The sequence below is a fragment of the Pseudomonas sp. PvP100 genome, from assembly GCF_017833055.1.
In the GTDB taxonomy this organism is placed as follows: domain Bacteria; phylum Pseudomonadota; class Gammaproteobacteria; order Pseudomonadales; family Pseudomonadaceae; genus Aquipseudomonas; species Aquipseudomonas syringae.
The window spans coordinates 2748221-2773478 of the sequence record NZ_JAFIBO010000001.1 but is presented as its reverse complement, the minus strand read 5'-3'; the positions used below and the strand labels follow the sequence as shown (position 1 = coordinate 2773478).

The window sequence follows — 25258 nt, the reverse complement described above, 5'->3', positions numbered from 1 at the left end:
TGCTTTTACTAGCGCCGGTCGTAAAGGCTGGTCGATCTACAAGGAGTGGCACCATGCTGGTAATGCGCCCTGCGCAAATGGCTGACCTGGCCGAGGTTCAACGCCTCGCTGCCGACAGCCCTATCGGTGTCACGTCCTTGCCCGACGATGCTGGCCGCCTGACCGACAAGATCGGCTCGTCGGAGGCGTCGTTTGCCGCCGAAGTCAGCTTCAACGGCGAAGAAACCTACTTCTTCGTGCTCGAAGACAGCGAAAGCGGCAAGCTGGTGGGCTGCTCGGGCATCGTGGCCTCGGCGGGCTACTCCGAGCCGTTCTACAGTTTTCGCAACGAAACCTTCGTGCATGCTTCCCGCGAACTGAAGATCCATAACAAGATTCACGTGCTGTCGCAGTGTCATGACCTGACCGGCAACAGCCTGTTGACCAGTTTCTACGTGGTCCCGGAGCTGGTCGGCACGGCATGGTCGGAGCTCAATTCGCGCGGTCGGCTGCTGTTTGTCGCCAGTCACCCCGAGCGCTTTGCCGATTCGGTGGTGACCGAGATCGTCGGTTACAGCGATGAGCAGGGCGACTCACCGTTCTGGGATGCCATCGGGCGCAACTTCTTCGATATCAATTACGCCGCTGCCGAACGCCTGTGCGGGCTGAAAAGCCGGACCTTCCTCGCCGAGCTGATGCCGCATTACCCGATCTACGTGCCACTGCTGCCCGACGCAGCGCAGGAAGCCATGGGACAGGTACATCCGCGCGCGCAGATCACCTTCGACATCCTGATGCGCGAGGGCTTTGAAACCGATCACTACATCGACATTTTCGACGGTGGACCGACGCTGCACGCTCGGGTGTCCGGGATTCGTTCGATTGCCCAGAGCCGTCTGGTTCCGGTCAAGGTCGAGCCCGGGCAAGGCAGCGATGTCGGCAAGGGTGGGCGTCTGTATCTGATCGCCAATGGCCTGTTGCAGGACTACCGCGCGGTGCTGCTGGAACTGGACTGGGCGCCCGGCAGGCCGGTGGTGCTGAGTCTCCAGGCTGCCGATGCCCTGGGTGTTGGTGAAGGTGCCAGTGTACGGATTGTCGCGGTCTGAACCGGACGTTCGATAGCTGATTAGCGAGTTTCAAGGCTCTTGATGAGCCGCTGAGGAGATAACATGATCGTTCGTCCTGTACGCAGCAGCGACCTGCCCGCGTTGATCGAGCTGGCGCGTAGCACCGGCGCCGGTCTGACGACTCTGCCCGCCAATGAGCAGCGTCTGGCGCATCGGGTAGGCTGGGCCGAAAAGACCTTTCGCGGAGAAGCCGAGCGCGGCGATGCCGATTACCTGTTCGTGCTGGAAGATGACGACGGCCGGGTGATGGGCATTTCCGCCATTGCCGGAGCGGTCGGTCTGCGCGAGCCCTGGTACAACTACCGGGTCGGTCTGACCGTCAGCGCTTCACAGGAGCTGAACATCTATCGGGAAATTCCGACCCTGTTCCTGGCCAACGACCTGACCGGCAATTCCGAGTTGTGCTCGCTGTTCCTGCACAGTGATTCGCGTAACGGCCTCAACGGCCGCCTGCTGTCCAAGGCGCGCATGCTGTTCATCGCTGAATTCCCGAAGCTGTTCGGCAACAAGATCATTGCTGAAATGCGCGGCATGTCCGATGAGCAGGGCCGTTCGCCGTTCTGGGAAAGTCTGGGGCGGCATTTCTTCAAGATGGAATTCAGTCAGGCCGATTACCTGACCGGCGTGGGCAACAAGGCATTCATCGCCGAACTGATGCCCAAGTTTCCGTTGTACAGCTGCTTTCTTTCCGAAGACGCACGCAACGTGATCGGTCGAGTGCATGCCGACACCGAGCCTGCGCTGACCATGCTCAAGAGCGAAGGTTTTTCGTATCAGGGTTATGTCGACATCTTCGATGCCGGCCCGGCCATCGAGTGTGAGACCGGCAAGATTCGCGCAATCAAGGACAGCCAGACGCTGGTGCTGGCCATCGGCACGCCAGGTGACGACGCTCCACAGTTCCTCATCTACAACCGCAAGCGTGAAGACTGCCGCGTCACGGTAGGCGCTGCGCGTTTTGCCGCCGGTACCCTGGTCGTCGCTCCGCAGACCGCCAAGCGGCTGCGCATGAGTGCGGGCGACAATGTGCGCGCGGTGCCCTTGTCTGCGGCGCGGGAGGGCGTTTGATGAATAGCCTTTACATCGCAGGCGCGTGGCAGGACGGGCAGGGTGAGGTAGTCAATTCGCTGAACCCGGTGACCCAGCAGGTGCTGTGGTCCGGGCGTGGGGCGAGCGCCGCGCAGGTCGAGAAGGCGGTGCAGGCGGCGCGTCAGGCATTTCCCGCCTGGGCACTGCTGTCTCTGGATCAGCGCATCACGATACTGGAGGCCTTCGCTGCACGGCTCAAACATCACGCCGACGCGCTGGCGCACTGCATCGGTGAAGAGACCGGCAAACCGTTGTGGGAATCAGCGACCGAAGTGACCAGCATGGTCAACAAGATTGCCATCTCGGTGCAGAGCTATCGCGAACGAACCGGCGAAAAGAGCGGGCCACTGGGCGACGCCACTGCGGTACTGCGCCACAAGCCGCACGGCGTGGTCGCCGTGTTCGGCCCGTACAACTTTCCCGGGCATCTGCCCAACGGCCATATCGTCCCGGCCTTGCTGGCGGGCAACGTGGTGCTGTTCAAACCCAGCGAACTGACACCGAAAGTCGCTGAGCTGACGGTCAAGTGCTGGATCGAAGCCGGGCTGCCTGCCGGGGTCCTGAACCTGCTGCAGGGCGGTCGCGAAACCGGAATCGCGCTGGCGGCCAATCCGGGTATCGACGGCCTGTTCTTCACCGGGTCGAGCCGGACCGGCAATGCGCTGCATCAGCAGTTTGCCGGTCAGCCGGACAAGATCCTTGCCCTGGAAATGGGCGGTAACAACCCGTTGATCGTCGATCAGGTTCAGGACATCGATGCAGCGGTGTACACCATCATTCAGTCCGCCTTCATTTCCGCGGGCCAGCGCTGCACCTGTGCGCGTCGTCTGCTGGTGCCCGAAGGCGACTGGGGTGATGCCTTGCTGGCACGACTGGTTGGCGTCAGCGCTACTATCGAAGCCGGTGCGTTCGATCAACAGCCTGCGCCGTTCATGGGTTCGGTGATTTCGCTGGAGGCTGCACGCGCCTTGCTCGACGCGCAGCGCAATCTGCTCGCCAACGGCGCACTGACCCTGCTGGAAATGCGCCAGCCGCAGCCCGGCTCGGCGCTGCTGACGCCGGGCATTATCGATGTCAGCGCGGTGCCTGATAGATCCGACGAAGAGCTGTTCGGCCCGCTGCTGCAGGTCATCCGCTACGCCGGGTTTGACGCCGCCATCGCCGAAGCCAACGCCACCCGTTATGGCCTGGCGGCAGGTCTGCTCTCTGACTCCGAAGCGCGTTATCAGCAGTTCTGGCTGCACAGCCGTGCCGGGATCGTCAACTGGAACAAGCCGTTGACCGGAGCCGCCAGCAGCGCCCCGTTTGGCGGGGTAGGCGCCTCGGGCAACCATCGCGCCAGCGCCTATTACGCGGCCGATTACTGCGCCTATCCGGTGGCTTCGCTGGAGGCCGGCAGCCTGACGCTGCCTGCGACACTGACCCCCGGCATCAGGCTGAGCTGACAGTGTGCGCACGATTGCTTATAAGAATAGATCCACGGAGCCTTGCCGATGAAGTCCTGTGAAGTGAATTTTGACGGTCTGGTCGGGCCAACCCACAACTACGGCGGGTTGTCCTACGGTAACGTTGCCTCCCAGAGTAACAGCCAGCAAAGTGCTAACCCGCGTGAGGCGGCGCTGCAAGGCCTGGCGAAAATGAAAGCGCTGATGGACCTGGGTTTTACCCAAGGCGTGCTGGCACCGCAGGAACGTCCTGATGTGTCCGGCCTGCGCCGTCTGGGCTTCACCGGCAGCGATGAGCAGGTGATTGAAAAAGCGGCCCGCCAGGACATGCCGTTGCTGGTCGCCAGTTGCTCGGCATCCAGCATGTGGGTGGCCAACGCGGCCACGGTCAGCCCCAGTGCCGACACTGCCGATGGGCGCGTGCATTTCACGGCGGCCAACCTCAACTGCAAATACCACCGCAGCATCGAGCATCCGACCACCACCCGCGTGCTCGGCGCGATGTTCGCGGATGCAAAGCATTTCGCTCATCACCCTGCGCTACCGCCTGTCGCGCAATTTGGCGATGAAGGCGCTGCCAACCACACCCGTTTCTGTCGTGATTACGGCGAGGCCGGTGTCGAGTTCTTCGTGTTTGGCCGCAGTGCCTTCGACACGCGCTACCCGGCGCCGCAGAAGTATCCGGCGCGTCAGACCCTGGAGGCGTCACGCGCAGTTGCGCGGCTGCACGGTCTGAGCGAAGCCGGCGTGGTCTATAGTCAGCAGAACCCGGCGGTCATTGATCAGGGGGTGTTCCACAACGATGTGATTGCGGTCGGCAGCGGTGAGGTGCTGTTCTATCACCAGGACGCGTTCCTCAATACCGAACCGATGCTCGATGAGCTGCGCGACAAACTCAGTCGTGTCGGCGGGCAGTTGCGGGCGATTTGCGTACCGCGTGCCGAGGTCTCGGTTCAGGATGCCGTGCGCTCCTACCTGTTCAATAGCCAGCTGTTGTCGCGGTCCGATGGCTCGATGCTGCTGATCGTGCCGCAGGAGTGCCAGGCGAACGCGAATGTCTGGGCTTACCTGCAACGATTGATCGCCGATGACAGCCCGGTTGCCGAGGTCAAGGTGTTCGACCTCAAACAAAGCATGCAGAACGGTGGTGGTCCAGCCTGCCTGCGCTTGCGGGTGGCGCTCAACGACACAGAGCTGGCGGCGGTGAATCCGGGGGTGATCATGACTGCGCCGTTGTACGAAACGTTGACGCAGTGGGTCGACAGGCACTACCGGGATCGCATGAGTGAAAGCGATCTGGCCGACCCTCGATTGCTCGACGAATGCCGCGCTGCATTGGATGAACTGACGCAAATCCTTAAACTGGGCGCGGTTTATCCGTTTCAACTGAATTGAAGCATCCTGCGCGTCGGGCCACTGTCCGGCGCACTTTTTCCTTTATAGAGAGCATTTTTATATGAGCGACGCCCTGCAACTGATCCTTGAAGACACTGATGGCACCCAGCTGGAAACATCCTGCACCCGCGTTGCCGTCATCTGGCAGGGCAAGGAATTGTGGATTCAGCAGGATGGCCGTGGCCAGTTGCTGATCGGCGTTGACGTCGAAGAAGACGATGCCGAATACGCCAACCTGCTGCTGCGTCCGCTGGCGACCAACCTGGTCAGCCTGCAACTGGAAATGGAGCCGGCCGACATGGGCGTCGAGGAAGACGGTCACGTTCACGGCCCTGACTGCAACCACTAAGGAAGCGCGCCATGCTCGCCCTCGGCAAACTGCTTGAACTGACCCTGGCTGGACGTGAGCCGGCGGAGAAGACTCAACTGACCGTCGAAGGCGTGCGCATGCGCTGGATGGGCGAGGGCGCACTGGAAGTCCGCCCACCAGAGGCTCGTGACAATGGCACTGACCTGCTGCTGTCTGCCGGTATCCATGGCAACGAGACTGCGCCCATTGAGCTGCTGGATGAATTGATCCGCAGCATTGCGCGCGGCGACCTGAAACCGCGCGCACGAATTCTGTTCCTGTTCGGCAATCCCGACGCCATGCGACGCGGGGCGCGTTTTGTCGAGCAGGACGTCAATCGGCTGTTCAACGGCCGTCATCTGCAAAGCGGTGGTGCCGAGGCGTTGCGGGCCTGCGAGCTGGAACGACTGGCCGCCAGCTTTTTCAGTCTGCCGGAGCGTTATCGGCTGCATTACGATCTGCACACCGCCATTCGCGGCTCGACGATCGAACAGTTCGCGCTGTACCCGTGGAAGGAAGGACGTCAGCATTCCCGGCTTGAGCTGGCCCGGCTACGAGCGGCGGGCATGAGTGCGGTGCTGCTGCAGAACAAGCCGTCCATTGTGTTCAGCGCCTACACCTACGATCAATTGGGGGCCGAGGCTTTCACTCTGGAACTGGGCAAGGCGCGGCCGTTCGGGCAGAACCAGCAGGTCAATCTTGGGCCGCTGCGCTTGTGTCTCGAGCAGCTCATCGAAGGCACTGAGCCCGAGCGGGATGACGATCTTGAAGGGTTGCAACTGTTCAGCGTGGCGCGGGAAGTGATCAAACGCACCGATGCATTCACCTTCAACCTGGCCGATGACGTCGAGAACTTCTCCCCGCTGGAAAAGGGCTACGTACTGGCCGAAGACGCGGGTGGTTCACGCTGGGTAGTGGAAGAAGAGGGCGCGAGGATCATCTTCCCCAACCCCAAGGTCAAAAACGGCCTGCGGGCGGGGATTCTGATCGTACCCACTGATGCGGATAGCCTCGGCTGATCGCTCGGCACCCTCAGGATCGGACGCAAAGCGTCCAGAACGATAGGTGTCCGGGAGAACACCTACCGATGCTGCGTCTCAGCAGGCCGCTTTCTGCTGTGCATCCAGACGGCGCAGGCTGCGTACCTTGTTCAGGGTGTCAGCGCAGGTCTTGGCTGCTTCTTCGCCCTTGTGCACGAAGTGATCGAAGAAGAACTTCTGATGCTCTTCGCCGGCATGGAAGTGATGCGGTGTCAGGACCACGGAGAACACCGGTACTTCGGTTTCCAGCTGGACCTGCATCAGCGCACTGACCACTGACTGCGCGACGAATTCGTGACGATAGATGCCGCCGTCCACTACCAGTGCGGCGCCGACGATGCCAGCGTAGCGGCCGGTATTGGCCAGCAGTTTTGCATGCAGCGGGATTTCAAAGGCGCCGCCCACTTCAAAGATGTCGATATCGCTTTCGGCGTAGCCCTGATTGGCCATCTCGGCGATAAAACCTTTACGGCTTTGGTCGACGATATCCTTGTGCCAGCAGGCCTGGATGAACGCGACACGCTCGTTTGCGTGGCTTTTGCTTTTGCTGTCGATTGCGGTTGGTTGCACGTGTTCTGACTCCTGTTTATGGAAAAAACAGGGCATTTGGATCGAAAGGGATTCAAGCTGCGTAGGAAAGCCTCCTGAACGATGTCGTTCATGGATAGGTTTTGCAGACGTTCTTGTTGGCGCCAATCCCGCTCTCTCTTCATCCGGACTATGACCGTCGGCCCCGGAATCACACCGGGTCTGCTGACCTTGCAGATCGCGGCCAACGCCACGACCCCCAAGCGCTCGCGGGCTAGACGCATTGCGCGTCATTACCGCCGGTGGGGAATTACACCCCGCCCTGAGAACGTTGCCGTCACTTTACGTGGCCGGCGCGAGATTTTTATCATAGTTCGCTGGATCATGCATGGACACTTTCGTACGGTATACCTGCCTTTTTCTTATAAGGAGTCGGAGTATCGAGAGCGGCGGCGCTTGATTATCATGTACCGCGTCGTCAGTAATGCCTTGTTGCAAGCCAAAGGTTGCATGCATTATCGATCTTCAACTTCAGGGAGCTTTTTCGTGACTGTCATCGATCTGCGCAGCGACACAGTGACTCTGCCCACGGCCGGCATGCTTGATGCCATGGCACGTGCGCCCGTTGGCGATGACGTCTACGGCGAGGACCCTACGGTCAATCTGCTCGAAGCGACGCTTGCCGGGCGCCTCGGGTTTGATGCCGCGCTGTTCGTGCCGTCGGGCACCATGAGCAATCTGCTTGCACTGATGGCGCACTGTGAACGTGGCGATGAATACATCGTCGGTCAGCAGGCCCACACCTATAAATACGAAGGTGGCGGTGCGGCAGTGCTGGGCTCCATTCAGCCACAGCCCCTGGAGGTACAGGCCGATGGCTCCCTGGACCTGCAGCAGGTGCTCGACGCCATCAAGCCCGATGATTTTCACTTTGCCCGCACGCGCCTGCTGGCTCTGGAAAACACCATGCAGGGCAAAGTGCTGCCCTTGGACTACTTGGCTGCCGCGCGTACCCTGACTCTGGAAAAGGGGCTCGCCCTCCATCTGGACGGCGCACGGCTGTACAACGCCTCGGTCAGGCTGGGTGTCGATGTCCATGAGATCACCCGGCACTTCGATTCGGTTTCGGTCTGCCTTTCCAAGGGGCTGGGCGCGCCGATCGGCTCGGTGCTGTGTGGTTCGCACCCGTTGATCGCCAAGGCCCGCCGCTTGCGCAAGATGCTTGGCGGTGGCATGCGTCAGGCTGGAGGGCTGGCGGCGGCAGGGCTCTACGCGCTGGATCATCAGGTCGAGCGGTTGGCGGACGACCATGCCAACGCGGCGTTTCTGGCTGAAGGCCTGAGCGGGCTCGGCTACGCTGTCGAGCCGGTGCAGACCAATATGGTCTATGTGCAGATCGGCGAGCGCGCGGCATCGCTCAAAGCGTTCTGCGCCGAGCGTGGCATCGTACTCACGGCCTCGGCGCGGCTGCGTATGGTGACCCACCTGAACGTGTCGCGCGCTCAGGTCGAACAGGTCATCGCCGCATTCGCAGCCTTTGAACACCCATGACATGCCGATAATCCAGTTACTTGTTTCTATCGCACAAACACACTGTACCGAGGGCGCAACGCCTATATAATGCGGCCCTTTGCCGTCGCTACGTCATTTGACGTTTTGCACTTGCCTCTGGCCGCAGTCTCCGTGGAAGAACCTATGAAAAGCGCAGAAATCCGTGAAGCCTTCCTTGGCTTCTTCGAAGAGCAAGGCCACACCCGTGTCGCTTCAAGCTCCTTGATTCCGGGCAATGACCCAACCCTGCTGTTCACCAACGCAGGCATGAACCAGTTCAAGGATTGCTTCCTGGGCCAGGAAAAGCGCGCCTACACCCGCGCCGTTACCAGTCAGAAATGCGTGCGTGCCGGTGGCAAGCACAACGACCTGGAAAACGTCGGCTATACCGCTCGTCACCATACTTTTTTCGAAATGCTGGGCAACTTCAGCTTCGGTGACTATTTCAAGCGTGATGCCATCACCTACGCCTGGACCTTCCTGACCTCCGAAAAATGGCTCAACCTGCCCAAGGAAAAACTCTGGGTCACGGTGTACGCCACTGACGACGAAGCCTACGACATCTGGACCAAGGAGATCGGCGTACCTGCCGAGCGCATGGTCCGTATTGGCGACAACAAAGGCGCACCGTACGCCTCCGATAACTTCTGGACCATGGGCGACACCGGCCCATGCGGCCCTTGCAGCGAGATTTTCTTCGATCACGGCCCGGAAATCTGGGGCGGCCCGCCAGGCTCGCCGGAAGAAGACGGCGACCGTTACATCGAAATCTGGAACAACGTATTCATGCAGTTCAACCGGACTGCAGATGGCGTGCTGCACCCGCTGCCAGCGCCGTCGGTCGATACCGGCATGGGCCTGGAGCGTGTCAGTGCGGTCCTGCAGCACGTGCATTCCAACTATGAAATCGACTTGTTCCAGAGCCTGCTGGCTGCGTCGGCCAAGGCCATTGGTTGCAGCAATGACAACCAGGCTTCGCTGAAAGTCGTGGCTGACCACATTCGCTCGTGCGGCTTCCTGATCGCCGACGGCGTGCTGCCGTCCAACGAAGGGCGTGGTTATGTGCTGCGCCGCATCATTCGTCGCGCCTGCCGTCACGGCAACAAACTGGGTGCCAAGGGCAGCTTCTTCTACCAGATCGTTGCCGCGCTGGTCGCCCAGATGGGGTCTGCGTTCCCTGAGCTGGTGCAGCAGCAGTCGCACATCGAACGCGTACTCAAAGGCGAAGAAGAGCAGTTCGCCAAGACCCTCGAGCAAGGTCTGAAAATCCTCGAGCAGGATCTGGCCGACCTCAAAGGCACCGTGGTTCCGGGCGAAGTGGTGTTCAAGCTGTACGACACCTACGGTTTCCCGATGGACCTGACCGGCGACATCGCCCGCGAGCGCAACCTGACCCTGGACGAAGCAGGCTTCGAGCGTGAAATGGACGCCCAGCGCGTGCGCGCCCGTTCGGCCAGCTCGTTCGGCATGGATTACAACAGCCTGGTGAAGGTCGATGTGGCCACGCAGTTCACCGGTTACTCGGCGACCACTGGCAGCGCAAGCGTCGTGGCGCTCTATAAGGAAGGCCAGTCGGTTTCTCACCTGAATGAAGGCGAAGAGGGCGTGGTGATTCTCGACATCACCCCGTTCTACGCCGAGTCGGGCGGTCAGATCGGTGACAGTGGTTTCCTGCAGGCCGGTGACGCGCGCTTTGACGTCAGTGATACCACCAAGACCGGTGGTGCGTTCCTGCACCACGGCGTTGTGGCGTCCGGCAGCCTGAGCGTTGGCGCGCAGGTTGAAACACAAGTGGCTGATGAAGTTCGCGATGCAACCAAATTGAACCATTCGGCCACTCACTTGCTGCACGCCGCATTGCGTCAGGTGCTGGGTGAGCACGTTCAGCAGAAAGGCTCGCTGGTCGACAGTCAGCGTCTGCGCTTCGACTTCAGCCATTTCGAAGCGATCAAGCCCGAGCAACTGCGCGCGCTGGAAGATATCGTCAACGCCGAGATTCGCAAGAACACCGAGGTAATGACCGAAGAAACCGATATCGACACGGCGAAGAAGAAGGGCGCCATGGCGCTGTTCGGCGAAAAGTACGGCGACAGCGTTCGCGTACTGAGCATGGGCGGCGAGTTTTCCGTCGAGCTGTGTGGTGGCATTCACGCCAGCCGCACCGGTGACATCGCGTTGTTCAAGATCGTCAGTGAAGGCGGTGTTGCAGCAGGCGTGCGCCGTATCGAGGCCGTCACTGGCGCTGCGGCGCTGGCCTGGCTGAATTCGGCCGAAGATCAACTCAAGGAAGCTGCGACGCTGGTCAAAGGCAATCGCGACAACCTGCTGGACAAGCTGACGGCGGTGATTGAACGCAACCGTCTGCTGGAAAAACAACTGGAACAACTGCAAGCCAAGGCAGCCAGTGCCGCCGGTGACGACCTGTCGTCAGCTGCGCTGGATGTCAAAGGGGTCAAGGTTCTGGCCACGCGCCTGGATGGTCAGGACGGCAAGGCGCTGTTGGCGCTTGTCGATCAGTTGAAGAACAAGCTCGGCCGCGCAGTGATCCTGCTCGGCAGTGTTCATGAGGACAAGGTTGTCTTGGTCGCAGGCGTGACCAAGGACCTGACTGGCCAACTCAAAGCCGGTGATTTGATGAAGCAGGCAGCTGCCGCCGTAGGTGGTAAAGGTGGTGGCCGTCCTGATATGGCTCAAGGCGGTGGTGTCGATGCCGGCGCGCTGGATTCAGCGCTGGCACTGGCCGTTCCTTTTGTAGAGCAGGGTATCTGAGTCGGGTCAGCGTGCCTGCCGCACACCGGCAGGCCGTACTGGGACTCGAATGTTAATGGGTGCTCTTAACGGGATTTGAGGCGGCTTTGAGATGGCTTTAATCGTACAGAAATTTGGCGGCACCTCCGTGGGCTCTGTAGAGCGCATCGAGCAGGTGGCCGACAAGGTCAAGAAATTCCGTGAGGCGGGTGACGACCTGGTGGTCGTGCTGTCGGCCATGAGTGGTGAAACCAATCGTCTGATCGAGCTGGCCAGGCAGATCAGTGATCAGCCGGTTCCCCGTGAACTGGATGTCATTGTCTCCACGGGCGAGCAGGTCACCATCGCGCTGCTGGCGATGGCCTTGATGAAGCGTGGCGTTCCGGCGGTGTCCTACACCGGCAATCAGGTGCGTATTCTCACCGACAGCGCGCACAACAAGGCGCGCATCCTGCAGATCGACGACCAGAAGATCCGCTCCGACCTGAAAGCGGGTCGCGTGGTGGTGGTCGCCGGTTTCCAGGGTGTCGACGAACACGGCAACATCACGACCCTCGGGCGTGGTGGCTCGGACACGACCGGTGTTGCCCTGGCGGCGGCGCTGAAAGCGGACGAGTGCCAGATCTACACCGACGTCGATGGCGTCTACACCACTGATCCGCGCGTCGTGTCGCAGGCCCAGCGCCTCGACAAGATCACCTTTGAAGAGATGCTGGAAATGGCCAGTCTCGGTTCCAAGGTGCTGCAGATCCGTGCGGTCGAATTCGCCGGCAAATACAATGTCCCGCTGCGCGTTCTGCACAGCTTCAAAGAGGGGCCGGGCACCCTTATTACAATCGATGAAGAGGAATCCATGGAACAGCCGATCATTTCCGGCATCGCCTTCAACCGCGATGAAGCCAAGCTGACCATCCGTGGCGTGCCAGACACCCCCGGCGTGGCGTTCAAGATTCTCGGCCCGATCAGCGCGGCCAATATCGAAGTGGACATGATCGTGCAGAACGTCTCGCACGATAACACCACCGATTTCACCTTCACGATCCATCGCAACGACTATCAGGCGGCCTTGCAGGTGCTTGAGGCCACCGCGCGTGAAATCAGCGCGCGTGAAGTCTCCGGCGATACCAAGATCGCCAAGGTGTCCATCGTCGGCGTCGGCATGCGCTCGCATGCCGGCGTCGCCAGTCGCATGTTCGAAGCGCTGGCCAAGGAGAGCATCAATATCCAGATGATCTCCACATCGGAAATCAAGGTTTCCGTGGTCATCGAAGAGAAATACCTGGAGTTGGCTGTGCGCGCATTGCACACGGCCTTTGAGCTGGATGCTCCGCGGCAGGGTGAATGACCCTGTCATCGAAGGGCGCGGCGTGACCGCGTCTTTCGGGTGCTGCGCAGAAGGGCTTTTGTTTTCTTTGCGTTAGTCGATATACAGGTAGTGGTCATGGCGTTTTGCTAGTGTCACTGCCTATAGGTTGCAGACTGTTGTCCCTGAATAAAGGCGTAAGGAGAAAAGTATGCTGATTCTGACTCGTCGGTGCGCGGAAAGCCTGATCATTGGGGATGGTGAAATCACCGTCACCGTGCTCGGAGTGAAGGGTAATCAGGTGCGTATTGGTGTCAATGCGCCCAAGGAAGTCGCTGTCCACCGTGAAGAGATTTACCTGCGTATCAAGAAAGAGAAGGACGAAGAACCAAGCCATTAATTTTTATTGAATTTTTGGTTTGCAAACGGGGAAAAGGGTGGTTATTATACGCCCCGTGTTGCGGAGAGCTGGCCGAGTGGCCGAAGGCGCTCCCCTGCTAAGGGAGTACACCTCAAAAGGGTGTCGGGGGTTCGAATCCCCCGTTCTCCGCCATTATTTATGTAGTGCGTAAAACTGGGCTTGATCTGTAAGTTGTTGAATTTACTAGAAAAAGTGCTTGACTAAACAGTTTTACGACCTATAATGCGCGGCACCAACACATGCACTCGTAGCTCAGCTGGATAGAGTACTCGGCTACGAACCGAGCGGTCACAGGTTCGAATCCTGTCGAGTGCACCATTTAAAGTTGTTTGAAGTGTTGTAAGCAATTACAAGGTTTCCGATAACTGGCTCCAACCAGAGGTGATCTGGTCTAAAAACACCAATGCACTCGTAGCTCAGCTGGATAGAGTACTCGGCTACGAACCGAGCGGTCACAGGTTCGAATCCTGTCGAGTGCACCATACAAACGAAAAGCCCACATCGAAAGATGTGGGCTTTTTGCTTTCTAGCGTTTTCCTTTAACGCATCCGTGCTCGTCAAATGTCACCTTATTGCTGCGGCCTTTTTTCTGGTTGTACACATAGTGCAATTCGCCGTTGCGGTTGGTGACCTTGTCGGGACGCCCCAGCAGGCTCTCGACATCACGCTGCGTCATGCCTGGAGGGGTACGCTGGTTGATGATCGCAGCCCGGCGCTGTTCGGCGCTCAAGCGGTTGCCGCAGCCATCATCGCGTGTGCCCACCACGACAACTGTCTGGTCTGCCGGCTTTTCACGCGCGGTTTGTGCAGTGCTGGCGGGCGGCAGCACGTCGATACGGGTTCCCGGCGGTGCGTTGAAGGCTCTCTGCAGGCGGGTGCTGTGCCCATCCGGGCATCCCAGGGTGGTAAACGTAATCTTTCCGGATGCATCCTCGCATCGATGAACGTTGCTGGCGGTTGCAGTCGCAGGCAGGCAGAGCAGGGCGCTCCACAGCAGCAGGTGATTGGCAGGTCGCATGCCCAAGGTCCTCCGTGACGGGTGTCAGCAAAGGCTAACTCCCGCCTTTGCAAGGGGCGAGCGTGTTTTGTTGGCTGAATGTGACGTCGAACCCTGGCTGGCTTACGGAGTTGTGCAGGTTTGCACTGCAAACGGTTGTTCTGAGCTGAATTTTCTCGCGTGCGCTTCGCTCAAAGCGGTGTATCATTGCGCCCGTCAGCTCCGCCGGGGCTTGTGGAACACCTCCATGGACATACCCAGTCGTTACTCAATAATGTTTTTCAACAATCATGAATTAACTGATTGATCTCCCGGCGTGCTCCGCTGCTGGGAGTGGAGTTCGCCTATGACCGAAAGAGAAGTAAAAAAAACGCAGGAAAGCTTGCAGGATCGCCTGGCTCAGGTCGTCGATCTGCTGCAGCGCCAGCGTATTGTTGAGGACCTGACCCATCGTCAGGAAGGTCAGCATCAGGACCGTGTAGAAAACCTGGTTCACCGGCAGAACCTCGTCGAGTTGCAACGCAAGCTCGAAGACCTTCACTCTGCCGACGTCGCTTATATCCTTGAAGCTTTGCCCCTGGAAGACCGTCTGACCGTCTGGCAGCTGGTCAAGGCCGATCGCGACGGCGATATTCTTCTTGAAGTATCCGATTCCGTTCGTGAAACCCTGATCGCCGACATGGACGATCATGAGTTGCTCGCGGCGGCACGGGACATGGACGCCGACGAACTGGCCGACCTTGCTCCCGAATTGCCCCGCGACGTCGTTCACGAGCTCATGGAAACACTGGATTCACAACAGCGTGAGCGCGTGCGGTCGGCCCTGTCCTATGACGAGGATCAGGTCGGTGCGCTGATGGACTTCGAGATGGTGACGATCCGTGAGGATGTCAGCCTTGAAGTCGTACTGCGCTACCTGCGCAGGCTCAAAGAGCTGCCCGGTCACACCGACAAACTGTTCGTAGTCGATTCCGAGGGCGTGCTCAAGGGCGTGCTGCCGATCAAGCGTCTGCTGGTCAATGATCCGGAGAAGCAGGTTGGCGAAGTCATGGCCAATGATCCGGTCAGCTTTCACCCGGAAGACGATGCCTACGATGCGGCACAGGCGTTCGAGCGTTACGACCTTATCTCCACGCCGGTCGTGGACAAGAACGGCAAGCTGATCGGCCGTCTGACCATCGATGAAATGGTCGACCTGATCCGTGAGGAAAGCGAAAGCGAAGTCCTCAACATGGCGGGTCTGCGTGAAGAAGAAGACATCTTCGCGTCGGTATGGCGTTCGCTGCGCAACCGTTGGGCCTGGCTGGCAGTCAACCTGGTAACTGCGTTCCTGGCCTCGCGCGTGATCGGCCTGTTCGAAGGCTCCATCGAGAAGCTGGTGGCGCTCGCTGCGCTGATGCCTATCGTGGCCGGTATCGGTGGCAATTCCGGTAATCAGACCATCACCATGATCGTCCGCGCGATGGCGCTGGACCAGGTCAATACCGGTAATACGGCGCGCTTGCTGCGCAAGGAGCTGGCTGTCGGCCTGATCAACGGGCTGCTCTGGGGGGGGGTGATCGGCGTGGTCGCCTACATGCTGTATGGCAGTTGGTCATTAGGTGTGGTCATGACCGCAGCCATGACGCTCAACCTGTTGCTGGCAGCGCTGATGGGCGTTTCCATTCCCATGGCGCTTGCTCGACTGGGACGAGATCCCGCGATGGGGGCAAGCGTCATGATTACGGCGATGACCGACAGCGGCGGCTTCTTCATCTTCCTTGGGCTGGCGACGATCTTTCTGCTCTAAGCCTCGCGACTCTTACAGTCTTTTGAAATAAAAAACCGCCGTGATCAGGCGGTTTTTTTATGCTTCGGCCAAGTCTTCATCTCGTTGTGTAACGCGATAAGCCGACGACTAATAAAGAAAAAGACTACAAGAAGGCTATAACGAAAAAGGCCAGCTTTCGCTGGCCTTTGTCTGTTAAGTGAAATCTCAGGACTCTTCGGAAGCGAGTTCCGTGTCATGAGCAATCAGCGAAACAAGAGCGTTCTGTTGACGATGTGAAAGCTGACGAAAGCGCTGCAGCAGCTCGCGTTCGTGCAAGGACAGCTCAGGACTATCGAGACGCAGGCTTGGTTCATCACCAAGAGCGCCTTCCTGAATCAGGCTTTGTTCGAGACGAGCGATGATTTCCGAGTTCATGCTGCGGTGATGATTCTTGGCTACCTCTTGCACGCGATTACGCATGCCGTCTGGTAGGCGAACGACGAACTTGTCAGCCGTGCGGCTGGAATAAGTAGCCTGTTTCATAGGGCTCATATATTTAACCGGTTAGTTCAGGGGAAGCGGTTCTAGCAAGTGGCCGCAAGATTGTCACAGTCAGACAGTCATTTTGGCCAAATGTTCAACCGGGGTTCCAAGGGGCCGACATAATGCCGCATTCCGTCGAATCCTTGGCGTCAATTCTGTGACAAATATTGACTCAGGTAGAGGCGTATTGCCAGCACCAATTATCAGAAATGCGAGCGAATTTGCAAAGTCATCGCATTTGTCCCGGGATAAAAGGGCACGCCACCGAGCTTTTTCCTGTCATGGCCATTTGACTCCAAGTATGCGTCTAAATTCAGCGTGAGCGGGGTTAGCCGACAAAGGGTTGGCTGCGATGCAGGAAGGTTCTTTTGGAGGAGGGGAGATTCTGGATGCGAACGGTCAGACGACCGGGCAAATTGCTGCAAGTAGCTTCGCTGTCAGCGCAGCACTGGGTCGAATTTGAAGCGACGACCGACGAACAACGCAACGACAAACAGACTGGCGAACACGCCGGCGGCGATGTTTGCAGCGATACTCATGGCTTGTGCATTAACAGGAAGCAGAAGGTCGGTGACGACAGCCATGATCGCCAGGACCAGAAATGACAACGCGGATTTTGACATGGCTACTCTCTCTTGAAAGGGTCGTTGCGGGCGTTATCAGAAAACCCAGCGCTGTTCGGCGCGTGGAAACTGAAGTGACTCATCATCGTCATTGGCCAGCATCGCTGCGCTTGCAACGCGTTCAGTCATGATCGCCAGTTTTGGCGCCTGACTGATCTGGTGGCGGACAGGAGCAGGCGTGGCTGCCTGAGCGTCCTTGATACCAGAATCCTGGAAATGAAATGCCACCAGAGCCACCAGAGCTGCCGCATTCAACACTGAGAGAGTCTTGTTCATTTTCCAGTACCTGTGCCCGACCGTTTGGGATGAGATGTGTTCCACAGATATCAATAATGCAGTCTGCATGCCAATCAGAAAATGATAAAAAATCCTTTAAAATCAATGTCTTATTAAATTAAAAAAAGTGCTCTGCAGTGCGTTTTGCAATGATGGCTTTTTGGGGTATTGCAAATTGCATGATCGGTTTATCAGGCCGTGTTTCCAGGCGACATCGGCTACAGGGTCGAAGGGCAATGACGACATGACAAAAGCGCCACATGCCGCTAAGATGCACGCCGTCCTCGCTGGCACCGCTCGGTGTGTCGGCACGCAGTGTCTCAGTAGCTCAATTGGATAGAGCATCCCCCTCCTAAGGGGAAGGTTGCAGGTTCGAACCCCGCCTGGGACACCATATATATACATGCCACCAACCTTTGCTGAACGAGCTGCCTCTTTGAGCCTCTGCTCAGCATGCATAGCCGTATGTCGTCCAATACCAGTGATAGCCTAAAAGTGAGAGAGCCTCGGCTCGCTCTTCGATGAGCAAGCGTTCAGGATCACGAGTCACTTGGTAGGCTCTTCCTGGTACACGTGGAATTTCAGTCAATGATGGTTCCTTAGGCGCGGGCAGGCTTACCCTTGTCCGAGGATACACCCTAGCCACGAGCACAGAACGAGTCACGTAACGGGAGTAAGGGCGTCTGTCTAATCCATTTCCAGCAAGTATCGACAATGATCGCATAGCGCATCCGAATGGATTTCCTCAATGTCTGCTTCGTCATCAAGTGGAGCGCCGCATTGCCTACACTCAGGAGCTTTCGGGCCATCTCCACAAATGGCGCAGCGTTGCTCCTCGACAATGTACGAGTCTTGGTCACAGTGTTCGCAGAGATCCAAGGGGCCTTCACCACCCTGGGTGGCTGCAATGTAAAGGTCAGAGAAATATTTTCCAGTAAGCATTGAGCTAACCACATCACCAAATTGCGATGTAGCTTCGCATCGGGTGCACTGAAACGCAGTTAGTGAAAGTGTTTCGACGTCGCCGAAGGCTTTCATCAGCTTGGCCCTGCATTCTGGGCAGCTCAGATGCTCTGTTGCGCTTGCAAGAATATCCGATGGCCAAGAGACATGGTTGAGTGACTCTAGGCATGCCTTGCGCTCTCGCTCGTAGAAGGCTTCATGCTCAGTCAGAAATGTCCAAATGTCTGGGCCTAGCAGACTCACAGGACTGACCCCTAAATGAGTGGGTACGAACTGCTGTATCAGGTGAAAGCAATTCGCCACGGTTTCCAGCAGCACCGATGTAGGGCGGACGCTGTAATAGTGCTCGATATCATTTCTGATGGTGGTGAGTGCTTCCAGTAGGTTCCACTCTACTCCATCAACGCCCAGCCCCTTGAACCGCGAAATTATCGTATGGACATCTACGGTCTTCTTACCGCTGCCGACCCAAATTACCTTGCCGTCAGTTCCCAAGCTTGGTGTCACTTTCTCTTTGAGTAGTGCCTCACCTGAACCAGGTGAGCTCATCGCTTGCAACTTGACCTTAAAAAGCAACAGGAGGCCCGAGGTCAAGTTTCGAATAGAGGAAAGCGCTCGGGCTAAATCGTGTTCAGCAGCTTTGAAGTCCTCTACCCCGAGTCGGATCGAAGCTACAGCGTTGTCCTGCATTGACATCCCTTTCTCCTGGCTGAAATAAGGCTGCTCCAATTGAGCTCCTCGGTTCCGTTCGGTCTGCGCCTTTGATCCTGCGCACCTCCAGGACCGAAGAGTATGGATGCATTACAACCTAAAGGCATCTAGGCGGGCACCCTTTACGCCCCATTTTACCTAGCCAATTGCATGCTGCGGTCACGCTGCAGCAGAGCGTGACCTGGTTCCTGTGATTTTGAAGTGATTAGTGGTTAGGCAATGTTACTGTGCATCCATACAGCGTCCCGCGATTTTAGCGGCTAAGAAGGCGCAAAATTGCAGAGTGCCATCTTTCTCTTCTCCGTAGGCTGCATTCTTCATATACTCTCATACACTAGGGAGGGGGTGTAAAGCATGAATCGAGTTGATTATCAGAAAAAATAATTAATTTGCTAAGAAACGCCAAGCGTTACCTGGAGCTTAAGATAAAAAGGCTGGAGCGGCGTTTGGGTTACTTCACTGAGACTGATGGTAAAAAATTGATGTATTCTCTCTCTTAATCTTAAATTTCACGCTCGGCAACATGCTCACTCAAGGCAACTGGTTATCTCTATTTTCAAAAAGTTTAGAAAGTCCGGCATCGACTAAAATCGTAACTATATTGATAGCGTTCCTATTTGTAATTTCCATCGGCGCGATGTGCGTGCGCTTTATCACTAATCGTGACACTTATCGTATAGAGCTGATCGACATATCTCTGGCTAACCGTGACCTTGAGTGATGCCATTAGCAAGGAAGCGAGACACTTGCGCCTGTTGGTGTTCTCGTGCCTATCCAGGCCTACCATATTGACAGCCCATCGCCAACCGATTCGGGACGCTTCCCGTCCATGACCCCGGTTAGGCTGCGAAGCGCTTGATTCAGACGTGGCTATTTAAAGATATGGGCGCTCCTGCCGATTAGTTTGTGAGATGCAGTGCGCCTAGTTAGCTTTTTTCACGCTAGGCATTACCCGACCAACGTGAGGCGTCATGACTATAAGTATTATCCTGCTTATCATCCAAATATTTATGATGACCGCTTGGGGAGAGGGGAACCTACGAAAGACGCCTGAGGGTCAGAAGGTTTTAGCTACACTATCGTCATTAGGCCTGTTTTTCTTGCGTTGGCGTGCCAATGCGGATTACAAAAAAGAGATGGCTTTTTTGGGCAAAGCGATGGGATGGCTGGCCATCGCGTCTGTAGTGGCTTTTTTTATCCTGCCAGCTTCTGCTAAGCCTGTTGTATCTGTCTACTGTGTAACGTTCATGGGGCTTTGGTTATCCATTCGGGTTGGCATGGATATCGAAAGCCAGTTGATGGATATGTTGGGATGGGCGGCGTTGTTTTTCTGTATTCCATTTATTTTTTTGGCCTGTGATCACTTTCACGTGCTGCCGGGCAGCCTGCTACGTGCGACTGCAGCACCTCTCAGTTTGATGCTGGGACATGAACTGCTGGACTATCAGCTCGCCCTGGCAATGGCGATTATAGGTGGTACTGGCGGGCTATTTATGGGACTTGTGAATATCGTCGTTTTTTCGGTCTTCCCGCTGTTACTTTTATTTTTTATAGTTGTTGTTTCGAAGGCTTCCAAGTTTTTATTGGGCAGATCCGTAAACGCGGGTCGAAACTTTGTTGCGCTTTATGTTCTTGTGGTAGGGCCTACCTTATTAGTTCTACATTCGTTGCAAGTCTTTTAATGCAGGTTATTATGGACTGTAAGATCGCTCGTGTTGAAATATAGCAAGCGGAGCCCGCAAGCCGGCACGGCTAGAGACGTGAGGATGCAAGCCCGAAGGGCCAAGACGCCCTTAGGGGCGGCTTGGTTTACGACAGCCGTGCTCGAAGAGCCGCGCCTTTAGCATTCTTTGGCATAAGCCTCCAGCCAAAATTCCCCTGATCGCGGACCAGCCGGCACCCGTCGCAATTCGCAACGTGATATGCGATTTCGTACTCTCGCCAATCTGTCATGATGCGACTGTCGATCTCCGTAGGCTGTCGCTCGACAAACCCCGCCACGGCGTTGATGAACTGTCCATGCGAGAAAACCACAATGTCCTTCGCCGGATGGGCCTCAAGCCGCTCTAGGAACGATTGCGCCCGTGATACAAACTCAATGAATGACTCAGATCCATCACCCTCTAAAAACGAAGGATTGGCTTGGTTCCAATACTCCTTCACCCAGTCCCGCCGCTGAGCCACTGTGGTATTCACGTACCTCGCAGGCTCTAGGGACGTGAACTCCTGAATTGGCCACGTCTCCAGAGGGACTGCTGGGAAAGCGCTTGCCATGAACTGAGCGGTGGTCATAGAGCGAGAAAACGGCGAAGTGACTATCAAGTATGGGGCTTTGGCGAATAAAAGGGCGACTCGGCGTGCCTGATCAACACCATGCTCAGTGAGAGGAATGCTCGCGTGATCCTGAGTGGGCGCACCGGCGTTTGCGGTACTTTCACCACGGCCAATCAGCCTGACCAACTTCATCATTTGCCATATCCTCGGAGACGCTGTGAGAGGGCTGACCTACGCGAGAAGTCAATTCTGGAGCCGGGCGGGAGACCAAATCCTAACATCGACAAGGCCAAGCTTGGCCGGATGATTCCGAGGCGAACGAAGGGCAAAACTATGAAACCGTCTCACGCAATCTAGGGTAAAGCCAGCCCGATCCAACAGCTCATAGAGTCTTATGGATTCGCATCGCCTGCCATTTTTGGATCGACCGCAAGAGGAACGGACGTGGATGGCAGTGACCTCGCCATCTTGGCCACCATGTCTCTCAACATGCGAGGCAAAATTTCCCTTTTCGACATCCAAGATTTGGAGGCTGATTTGGAAGCCCTGACTGGAGTAGCTGTCGATTTCGACGTCTATAACAACATGCCTGATGACTGGAGAGCCTCGATAGAGCGCGACGTGGTCATGCTGTAGTTAGAGGCCTCCCGCTTAGTCTGTAAACGGAGCGCCTCTCCCTCGTCCTCACCAGTTCCAAACAGCCGGTATCCCGTGGGGCCCATAGAATCGCGACCACATGCAGTGCTGCGGAGCGGACGCTTAACGCGGCTCCGCTTATCGACGCACAGCTGTAATCCGCGGTCATGCACTGCACCTGCTCCATTATCACTGGCAGCTTGGTTCCGGGCCAATTGCTCTAACGAGTTCGGTTTGCTCCAGACCAGCGAAGCATGGACTGTCCAAGTCTACTCTGAGCTCAGAGAGTGGGTTCAGTGCTCCCTTTCACCGGCGTCCGCTCAATAACGGAAGGCGTAACGTTGCATACGAATAGACGATGGTGTAGCACTAGGCTATCTTCCGGGCTCTGCTTACCCGTTACCAAGGAAGGACAACTGTGATCTACCAATGTAATGCTTGTCACCGAACAACCTTTGAAACAGTCTGTCCTCGATGCAATCTCAGGGTTGTTCCTTCAACCGCCCAAGCTGGCGAGCAAAGCCTCACGCCGCTCGACCCCTCGTTTTATCCTGACTTTCAGTACCAGTCAAAAGGCTTCCTAAAAGACTTCTTGGGCAAGAAAAAGGAACAGGCTCAGCTCAACGATCTACTGAACAATGTGCTGGGCAAGTACGCTGAACTGAAGACGCCATATTTCACCAATTTCATCCACACCACTCGCGACACCGCCGCAAGCGGGGGAGATGAGGCTGGTGTTCCTGGTGCACGGATGGACGGTGTCTACACCGAGCGAGAACTCTTCAGGGAGGTCTTGATTCGTAAAGGCTTCGATGAGCTTGAACAGCTTCCGACGCTGCTCGACAAGCTATTGCTGACCACGGCTTTTAACTCGGCGTACGCAGGTTTTGCAAGGGAGGTCACCCGCCACATCAGACCAGACCTAGCGAGCACGCTGCGCTCTTGGATCGAAGAGGCGGGCACGTCTTTCAGAGTTGACCTGGCACTGTTCTTTTACTACGTCTGGGAAAACGACATCGACTTTCCCGAGATGCAGTTCAACCGCCAAGCAGCCACCATTGCTGGCCAGCCCTTGGTGGCACTGCTGAATTTCCGTTCTGGCCTTGGCCACTGCGAATCGATCTACTTCGACATCTTGGTTGAGCGCCTGGGCAGCCAGCTCGAGCACTTCAATCCCAACCGCTTCATCACGATGTACTTGGTCGACGCTATGGACGGATTCCAGTTCGAAGCTTTCCTAGTTGAGATCTTCCAGACCATCGGGTACGACGTTAAAGGCACTCAGAAGACCGCTGATCAAGGTGCCGACCTGTTCGTGAGTCGCTTCGGTAAAACTATGGTGATACAGGCCAAAAACTACACCAGCTCGGTAGGCAACTCTGCCGTCCAGCAAGCGATCTCTGCTAAAGCGTTCTACGGCTGCGATGACGCGATGGTTGTCACTAACTCTTGGTTCACCAAGTCGGCGAAGGAGCTGGCCACGACTGCGAACGTGCGCTTGGTTGATCGTGAAGGCCTCCAGACATATTTGGATGACTACAACCAGAAGCTGATCGAGATATTCCAGGCCGAAGCTGAGGAGGCGTGAACGCGATGACGATACCGATTGAATTTACGGTGTTAGGCAATCCATCCTCTGTCAACTCGACATCTGGCAAGAAGGCTGCATGGAAGACGCTTGTCGAAGCTGCTGCAAAGGGTGCTGTCGCGCTTCACTACCCAGGAAAAGCGAAGTCCATAGCGGCTCTCACCGTGAAGGTTTTCTATTTTCCCATCAACCAACAATATATCGATATAGACAACGGTTTGAAACACACCATCGATGGTCTTGCGACAGCTATCTTCGAGAATGATAAAGCGGTTACCCGCATTATTACCGAGCGATTTCCCCCCGTTCCTAAAGCCAGTCTTTTGGTTCCCATAGGGTTCGCTCGCGAAATCAGCAATGCCCTTATGATCGCTAATGGGGCTGGCAACTCGGCTACCGGAGCACCTCTCCCAAAGCAGCATGCAACTGCAGTTAAGGTCGAGCCATACGTGGATAGCAATGGGAAATTCTGGTAATGAGAGAATACGAGCGGTACCAGCTTGATTCGATAGCCAGTGAGTACAGGAGCCGAGGCTACGTCGTTGACGTAGAGGCACAGCTTTCAGACTCTGGTTTGCGATTCGATGCGATAGCACGAAGGGGGGATGATAAGGAACTGGTTTTCGTCGAGATTGTAAATCCTAGACTTTCTGACGATGAGATAGCTGCTCGGAGATTGGCAATTGCCGATGCCGCCTTGCGGTTTCCATATGCGTTGATTGACTTCCGCTACATCGACATCAAGCAGTCGGCATTCCTAGAATTCAACACACGAGACGATAACTCCAGAGATCAGCAGTTTCGCGAATTGCTGAAAGCGAGATTTCCGGTGTTTAACAAGAAGCCTAAAGACGCAGCCCGGCAGATGCTTAGTCTCTGGGCAGGATATGCGTCACTGCTTCGTGGGCTGGGGCGCCTTTGCCGTCATCCCGAGAGTGAAGAAGCCTCGATTCTCGACCTCTACAATAGTTTTCTTCAGCGCCGCATCTTGGTGTCAGCGGAGATTACTGATGATTCGGTGAGTCATGATCTGTATCAGATGCATGAGGTAGTGATCGCTGCAACTCAGGGAGCTCTTGTGGACATCGAGTACGTGAAACAATTGCGAGGACATTACCAGGCTCTCCGCAAACAGGCCACAGACTACAGCAAGAAAGGTTGGCCCATAGACACGACTCGTTGGTAACTGTCCCATTGGCGCTGAAGCAGGGGAACGGCACATGGCGTTCCATTCAGTCCATGGAAAGGAGATGTATGGGATGTCTGGATCGACTACTCGGTGGCCGCTTCACTCAACTTTCTCCAGATGAGCCACCGTTAAGTGACGCCGCGATCATGCGAGAGCTTCATCCCTTTCGTGGTGAACTCAAGGCTTTCACTCAAAACCTGCTGGCACGCTTACCTGAAAAAGAGCAAGCGCGTCTCGTCCGACGAGTCATACATTTCTATGGACATGGAGAAGAGCCATCCAGCGCGCTGACAGGGGGCTTGCTGGATCCGGACAAGGGGCAAGCACTCGAGCAGCTTGTCCTGCTCGCCATAAATTGGAATGGGTTCGATGGCTTCGAATATCTGGCCCCTTGTTTGACCAATGCCTGTGGCATTCGGGAACTGTACCGGCAATGCGAGTGGCTAACCGTTGTGCAAGTGCTGGCCGAGTTTGATGAGTGGCTGACCAGGTTCGGAAAACGCTACGTGCACCTGATTACTGGTGGCGACGAGTACGTGGGATTCATCATGGATACCGACGGCCTCGACATCATGATCGCAATGGCCAAAAAGGCTGGCATTGAGGCGAGGCTTGAGGCTTTCTAAAAGGCTAAAGCTCCAAGCAGGGTGCCTGCTTGCTCCCGTTATTTTTGAACCAGATCTTTGTATAACTCTCGTGCGTTGAGGATCTGATCCCTGAATTTTTCCGGGTC

The 25258-nt window shown here is 56.6% G+C and carries 24 protein-coding genes, 4 tRNA genes and 1 riboswitch; of the genes, 21 read left to right on the top strand and 7 right to left on the bottom strand.

What is annotated here, in order from left to right:
• Positions 1 to 53: 53 nt before the first annotated feature.
• From aruF to astE, 6 genes are all read left to right on the top strand, one after another.
• Positions 54 to 1085, top strand: coding sequence for an arginine/ornithine succinyltransferase subunit alpha (gene aruF, locus JOE39_RS11715; protein WP_003424821.1), 1032 nt, complete (start codon positions 54 to 56; stop codon positions 1083 to 1085).
• A 63-nt stretch (positions 1086 to 1148) separates the two neighbouring features.
• Complete coding sequence (gene astA, locus JOE39_RS11710) at positions 1149 to 2174, top strand: arginine N-succinyltransferase (RefSeq protein ID WP_210077346.1); 1026 nt, start codon at positions 1149 to 1151, stop codon at positions 2172 to 2174.
• On the top strand, positions 2171 to 3640 hold the full coding sequence (gene astD, locus JOE39_RS11705; RefSeq protein ID WP_210077348.1) for a succinylglutamate-semialdehyde dehydrogenase: 1470 nt from the start codon (positions 2171 to 2173) through the stop codon (positions 3638 to 3640). Before astA ends, astD begins: the two co-directional genes overlap by 4 nt.
• A gap of 48 nt (positions 3641 to 3688) precedes the next feature.
• Positions 3689 to 5035, top strand: coding sequence for an N-succinylarginine dihydrolase (gene astB, locus JOE39_RS11700; protein ID WP_210077350.1), 1347 nt, complete (start codon positions 3689 to 3691; stop codon positions 5033 to 5035).
• Between the two features lie 61 nt (positions 5036 to 5096).
• Positions 5097 to 5384: a hypothetical protein gene (locus JOE39_RS11695; protein WP_003314741.1), complete on the top strand. Its 288-nt coding sequence runs from the start codon at positions 5097 to 5099 to the stop codon at positions 5382 to 5384.
• A gap of 11 nt (positions 5385 to 5395) precedes the next feature.
• Complete coding sequence (astE, locus tag JOE39_RS11690) at positions 5396 to 6403, top strand: succinylglutamate desuccinylase (RefSeq protein WP_024642716.1); 1008 nt, start codon at positions 5396 to 5398, stop codon at positions 6401 to 6403.
• A 78-nt stretch (positions 6404 to 6481) separates the two neighbouring features.
• Here the strand turns inward: astE and JOE39_RS11685 are convergent, their stop codons facing one another.
• Positions 6482 to 6994, bottom strand: a complete 513-nt coding sequence (locus tag JOE39_RS11685) for a 6,7-dimethyl-8-ribityllumazine synthase (RefSeq protein ID WP_003369893.1) — start codon at positions 6992 to 6994, stop codon at positions 6482 to 6484.
• A 126-nt stretch (positions 6995 to 7120) separates the two neighbouring features.
• Positions 7121 to 7286, bottom strand: a riboswitch (FMN riboswitch).
• 212 nt (positions 7287 to 7498) lie between these two features.
• On the opposite strand from JOE39_RS11685, the gene ltaE reads away from it, so the two are divergent.
• The 7 genes from ltaE (at position 7499) to JOE39_RS11650 (ending at position 13457) form a co-directional block, all read left to right on the top strand.
• Positions 7499 to 8503, top strand: a complete 1005-nt coding sequence (ltaE, locus tag JOE39_RS11680) for a low-specificity L-threonine aldolase (protein WP_210077352.1) — start codon at positions 7499 to 7501, stop codon at positions 8501 to 8503.
• 144 nt (positions 8504 to 8647) lie between these two features.
• Positions 8648 to 11272 carry an alanine--tRNA ligase gene (gene alaS / locus JOE39_RS11675; protein ID WP_210077354.1) on the top strand — a complete coding sequence of 875 codons (2625 nt, stop codon included), beginning with the start codon at positions 8648 to 8650 and terminating at the stop codon, positions 11270 to 11272.
• A 91-nt stretch (positions 11273 to 11363) separates the two neighbouring features.
• Positions 11364 to 12596, top strand: a complete 1233-nt coding sequence (locus JOE39_RS11670) for an aspartate kinase (protein ID WP_003369901.1) — start codon at positions 11364 to 11366, stop codon at positions 12594 to 12596.
• A 169-nt stretch (positions 12597 to 12765) separates the two neighbouring features.
• Positions 12766 to 12954, top strand: coding sequence for a carbon storage regulator CsrA (gene csrA / locus JOE39_RS11665; protein WP_002554426.1), 189 nt, complete (start codon positions 12766 to 12768; stop codon positions 12952 to 12954).
• Positions 12955 to 13016: 62 nt separating this feature from the next.
• Positions 13017 to 13107, top strand: a tRNA-Ser gene (locus JOE39_RS11660).
• Positions 13108 to 13216: 109 nt separating this feature from the next.
• Positions 13217 to 13293: transfer RNA gene (locus JOE39_RS11655), tRNA-Arg, on the top strand.
• Between the two features lie 87 nt (positions 13294 to 13380).
• Positions 13381 to 13457 (top strand) — tRNA-Arg (locus tag JOE39_RS11650).
• Between the two features lie 44 nt (positions 13458 to 13501).
• Here JOE39_RS11650 and bamE read toward each other — a convergent pair.
• On the bottom strand, positions 13502 to 13993 hold the full coding sequence (gene bamE, locus JOE39_RS11645) for an outer membrane protein assembly factor BamE (RefSeq protein WP_024664782.1): 492 nt from the start codon (positions 13991 to 13993) through the stop codon (positions 13502 to 13504).
• A gap of 325 nt (positions 13994 to 14318) precedes the next feature.
• On the opposite strand from bamE, the gene mgtE reads away from it, so the two are divergent.
• Positions 14319 to 15761: a magnesium transporter gene (mgtE, locus tag JOE39_RS11640; RefSeq protein ID WP_003424840.1), complete on the top strand. Its 1443-nt coding sequence runs from the start codon at positions 14319 to 14321 to the stop codon at positions 15759 to 15761.
• Positions 15762 to 15947: 186 nt separating this feature from the next.
• Here mgtE and JOE39_RS11635 read toward each other — a convergent pair whose 3' ends face one another.
• The 3 genes from JOE39_RS11635 to JOE39_RS11625 all read right to left on the bottom strand — a co-directional run bounded on the left by JOE39_RS11635 (position 15948) and on the right by JOE39_RS11625 (position 17164).
• Positions 15948 to 16274, bottom strand: coding sequence for an Arc family DNA-binding protein (locus JOE39_RS11635; RefSeq protein ID WP_002554423.1), 327 nt, complete (start codon positions 16272 to 16274; stop codon positions 15948 to 15950).
• Between the two features lie 428 nt (positions 16275 to 16702).
• Entirely contained in the window at positions 16703 to 16888 is a 186-nt protein-coding gene (locus JOE39_RS11630; RefSeq protein ID WP_024642788.1) for a PA3371 family protein, read from the bottom strand.
• Positions 16889 to 16924: 36 nt separating this feature from the next.
• Positions 16925 to 17164 (bottom strand): hypothetical protein, encoded by a 240-nt coding sequence (locus JOE39_RS11625; protein WP_057445927.1) that lies wholly within the window; start codon positions 17162 to 17164, stop codon positions 16925 to 16927.
• A gap of 317 nt (positions 17165 to 17481) precedes the next feature.
• Between JOE39_RS11625 and JOE39_RS11620 the strand changes: the two genes are divergently transcribed.
• Positions 17482 to 17558 (top strand) — tRNA-Arg (locus JOE39_RS11620).
• 293 nt (positions 17559 to 17851) lie between these two features.
• On the opposite strand, the gene JOE39_RS11615 is transcribed toward JOE39_RS11620, so the two are convergent.
• Complete coding sequence (locus JOE39_RS11615) at positions 17852 to 18823, bottom strand: hypothetical protein (protein ID WP_004404388.1); 972 nt, start codon at positions 18821 to 18823, stop codon at positions 17852 to 17854.
• A 986-nt stretch (positions 18824 to 19809) separates the two neighbouring features.
• On the opposite strand from JOE39_RS11615, the gene JOE39_RS11610 reads away from it, so the two are divergent.
• On the top strand, positions 19810 to 20520 hold the full coding sequence (locus JOE39_RS11610) for a hypothetical protein (protein ID WP_057445928.1): 711 nt from the start codon (positions 19810 to 19812) through the stop codon (positions 20518 to 20520).
• 127 nt (positions 20521 to 20647) lie between these two features.
• Here the strand turns inward: JOE39_RS11610 and JOE39_RS11605 are convergent, their stop codons facing one another.
• Positions 20648 to 21304, bottom strand: a complete 657-nt coding sequence (locus JOE39_RS11605) for a histidine phosphatase family protein (RefSeq protein WP_057445942.1) — start codon at positions 21302 to 21304, stop codon at positions 20648 to 20650.
• 252 nt (positions 21305 to 21556) lie between these two features.
• On the opposite strand from JOE39_RS11605, the gene JOE39_RS26330 reads away from it, so the two are divergent.
• The 5 genes from JOE39_RS26330 to JOE39_RS11580 all read left to right on the top strand — a co-directional run bounded on the left by JOE39_RS26330 (position 21557) and on the right by JOE39_RS11580 (position 25151).
• On the top strand, positions 21557 to 21748 hold the full coding sequence (locus tag JOE39_RS26330; protein WP_003347578.1) for a hypothetical protein: 192 nt from the start codon (positions 21557 to 21559) through the stop codon (positions 21746 to 21748).
• Positions 21749 to 22166: 418 nt separating this feature from the next.
• Complete coding sequence (locus JOE39_RS11595; protein ID WP_004404385.1) at positions 22167 to 23336, top strand: restriction endonuclease; 1170 nt, start codon at positions 22167 to 22169, stop codon at positions 23334 to 23336.
• A 5-nt stretch (positions 23337 to 23341) separates the two neighbouring features.
• Entirely contained in the window at positions 23342 to 23812 is a 471-nt protein-coding gene (locus JOE39_RS11590) for a RusA family crossover junction endodeoxyribonuclease (RefSeq protein ID WP_057445929.1), read from the top strand.
• Positions 23812 to 24522, top strand: coding sequence for a hypothetical protein (locus tag JOE39_RS11585; protein ID WP_004404383.1), 711 nt, complete (start codon positions 23812 to 23814; stop codon positions 24520 to 24522). Before JOE39_RS11590 ends, JOE39_RS11585 begins: the two co-directional genes overlap by 1 nt.
• Positions 24523 to 24590: 68 nt before the next feature.
• Complete coding sequence (locus JOE39_RS11580) at positions 24591 to 25151, top strand: hypothetical protein (RefSeq protein WP_003347566.1); 561 nt, start codon at positions 24591 to 24593, stop codon at positions 25149 to 25151.
• Positions 25152 to 25258 lie beyond the last annotated feature (107 nt).

Coding starts and splice junctions, on each gene's coding strand:
- csrA (WP_002554426.1), top strand. CDS start 12,766: ATGCTGATTCTGACTCGTCGGTGCGCGGAAAGCCTGATCATTGGGGAT.
- aruF (WP_003424821.1), top strand. CDS start 54: ATGCTGGTAATGCGCCCTGCGCAAATGGCTGACCTGGCCGAGGTTCAA.
- JOE39_RS11585 (WP_004404383.1), top strand. CDS start 23,812: ATGAGAGAATACGAGCGGTACCAGCTTGATTCGATAGCCAGTGAGTAC.
- JOE39_RS11610 (WP_057445928.1), top strand. CDS start 19,810: ATGACTATAAGTATTATCCTGCTTATCATCCAAATATTTATGATGACC.
- JOE39_RS11590 (WP_057445929.1), top strand. CDS start 23,342: ATGACGATACCGATTGAATTTACGGTGTTAGGCAATCCATCCTCTGTC.
- JOE39_RS11580 (WP_003347566.1), top strand. CDS start 24,591: ATGGGATGTCTGGATCGACTACTCGGTGGCCGCTTCACTCAACTTTCT.
- JOE39_RS11605 (WP_057445942.1), bottom strand. CDS start 21,304: ATGAAGTTGGTCAGGCTGATTGGCCGTGGTGAAAGTACCGCAAACGCC.
- astA (WP_210077346.1), top strand. CDS start 1,149: ATGATCGTTCGTCCTGTACGCAGCAGCGACCTGCCCGCGTTGATCGAG.
- bamE (WP_024664782.1), bottom strand. CDS start 13,993: ATGCGACCTGCCAATCACCTGCTGCTGTGGAGCGCCCTGCTCTGCCTG.
- JOE39_RS11615 (WP_004404388.1), bottom strand. CDS start 18,823: ATGTCAATGCAGGACAACGCTGTAGCTTCGATCCGACTCGGGGTAGAG.
- JOE39_RS11635 (WP_002554423.1), bottom strand. CDS start 16,274: ATGAGCCCTATGAAACAGGCTACTTATTCCAGCCGCACGGCTGACAAG.
- JOE39_RS11695 (WP_003314741.1), top strand. CDS start 5,097: ATGAGCGACGCCCTGCAACTGATCCTTGAAGACACTGATGGCACCCAG.
- JOE39_RS11625 (WP_057445927.1), bottom strand. CDS start 17,164: ATGAACAAGACTCTCTCAGTGTTGAATGCGGCAGCTCTGGTGGCTCTG.
- astE (WP_024642716.1), top strand. CDS start 5,396: ATGCTCGCCCTCGGCAAACTGCTTGAACTGACCCTGGCTGGACGTGAG.
- JOE39_RS11630 (WP_024642788.1), bottom strand. CDS start 16,888: ATGTCAAAATCCGCGTTGTCATTTCTGGTCCTGGCGATCATGGCTGTC.
- mgtE (WP_003424840.1), top strand. CDS start 14,319: ATGACCGAAAGAGAAGTAAAAAAAACGCAGGAAAGCTTGCAGGATCGC.
- JOE39_RS11670 (WP_003369901.1), top strand. CDS start 11,364: ATGGCTTTAATCGTACAGAAATTTGGCGGCACCTCCGTGGGCTCTGTA.
- astB (WP_210077350.1), top strand. CDS start 3,689: ATGAAGTCCTGTGAAGTGAATTTTGACGGTCTGGTCGGGCCAACCCAC.
- alaS (WP_210077354.1), top strand. CDS start 8,648: ATGAAAAGCGCAGAAATCCGTGAAGCCTTCCTTGGCTTCTTCGAAGAG.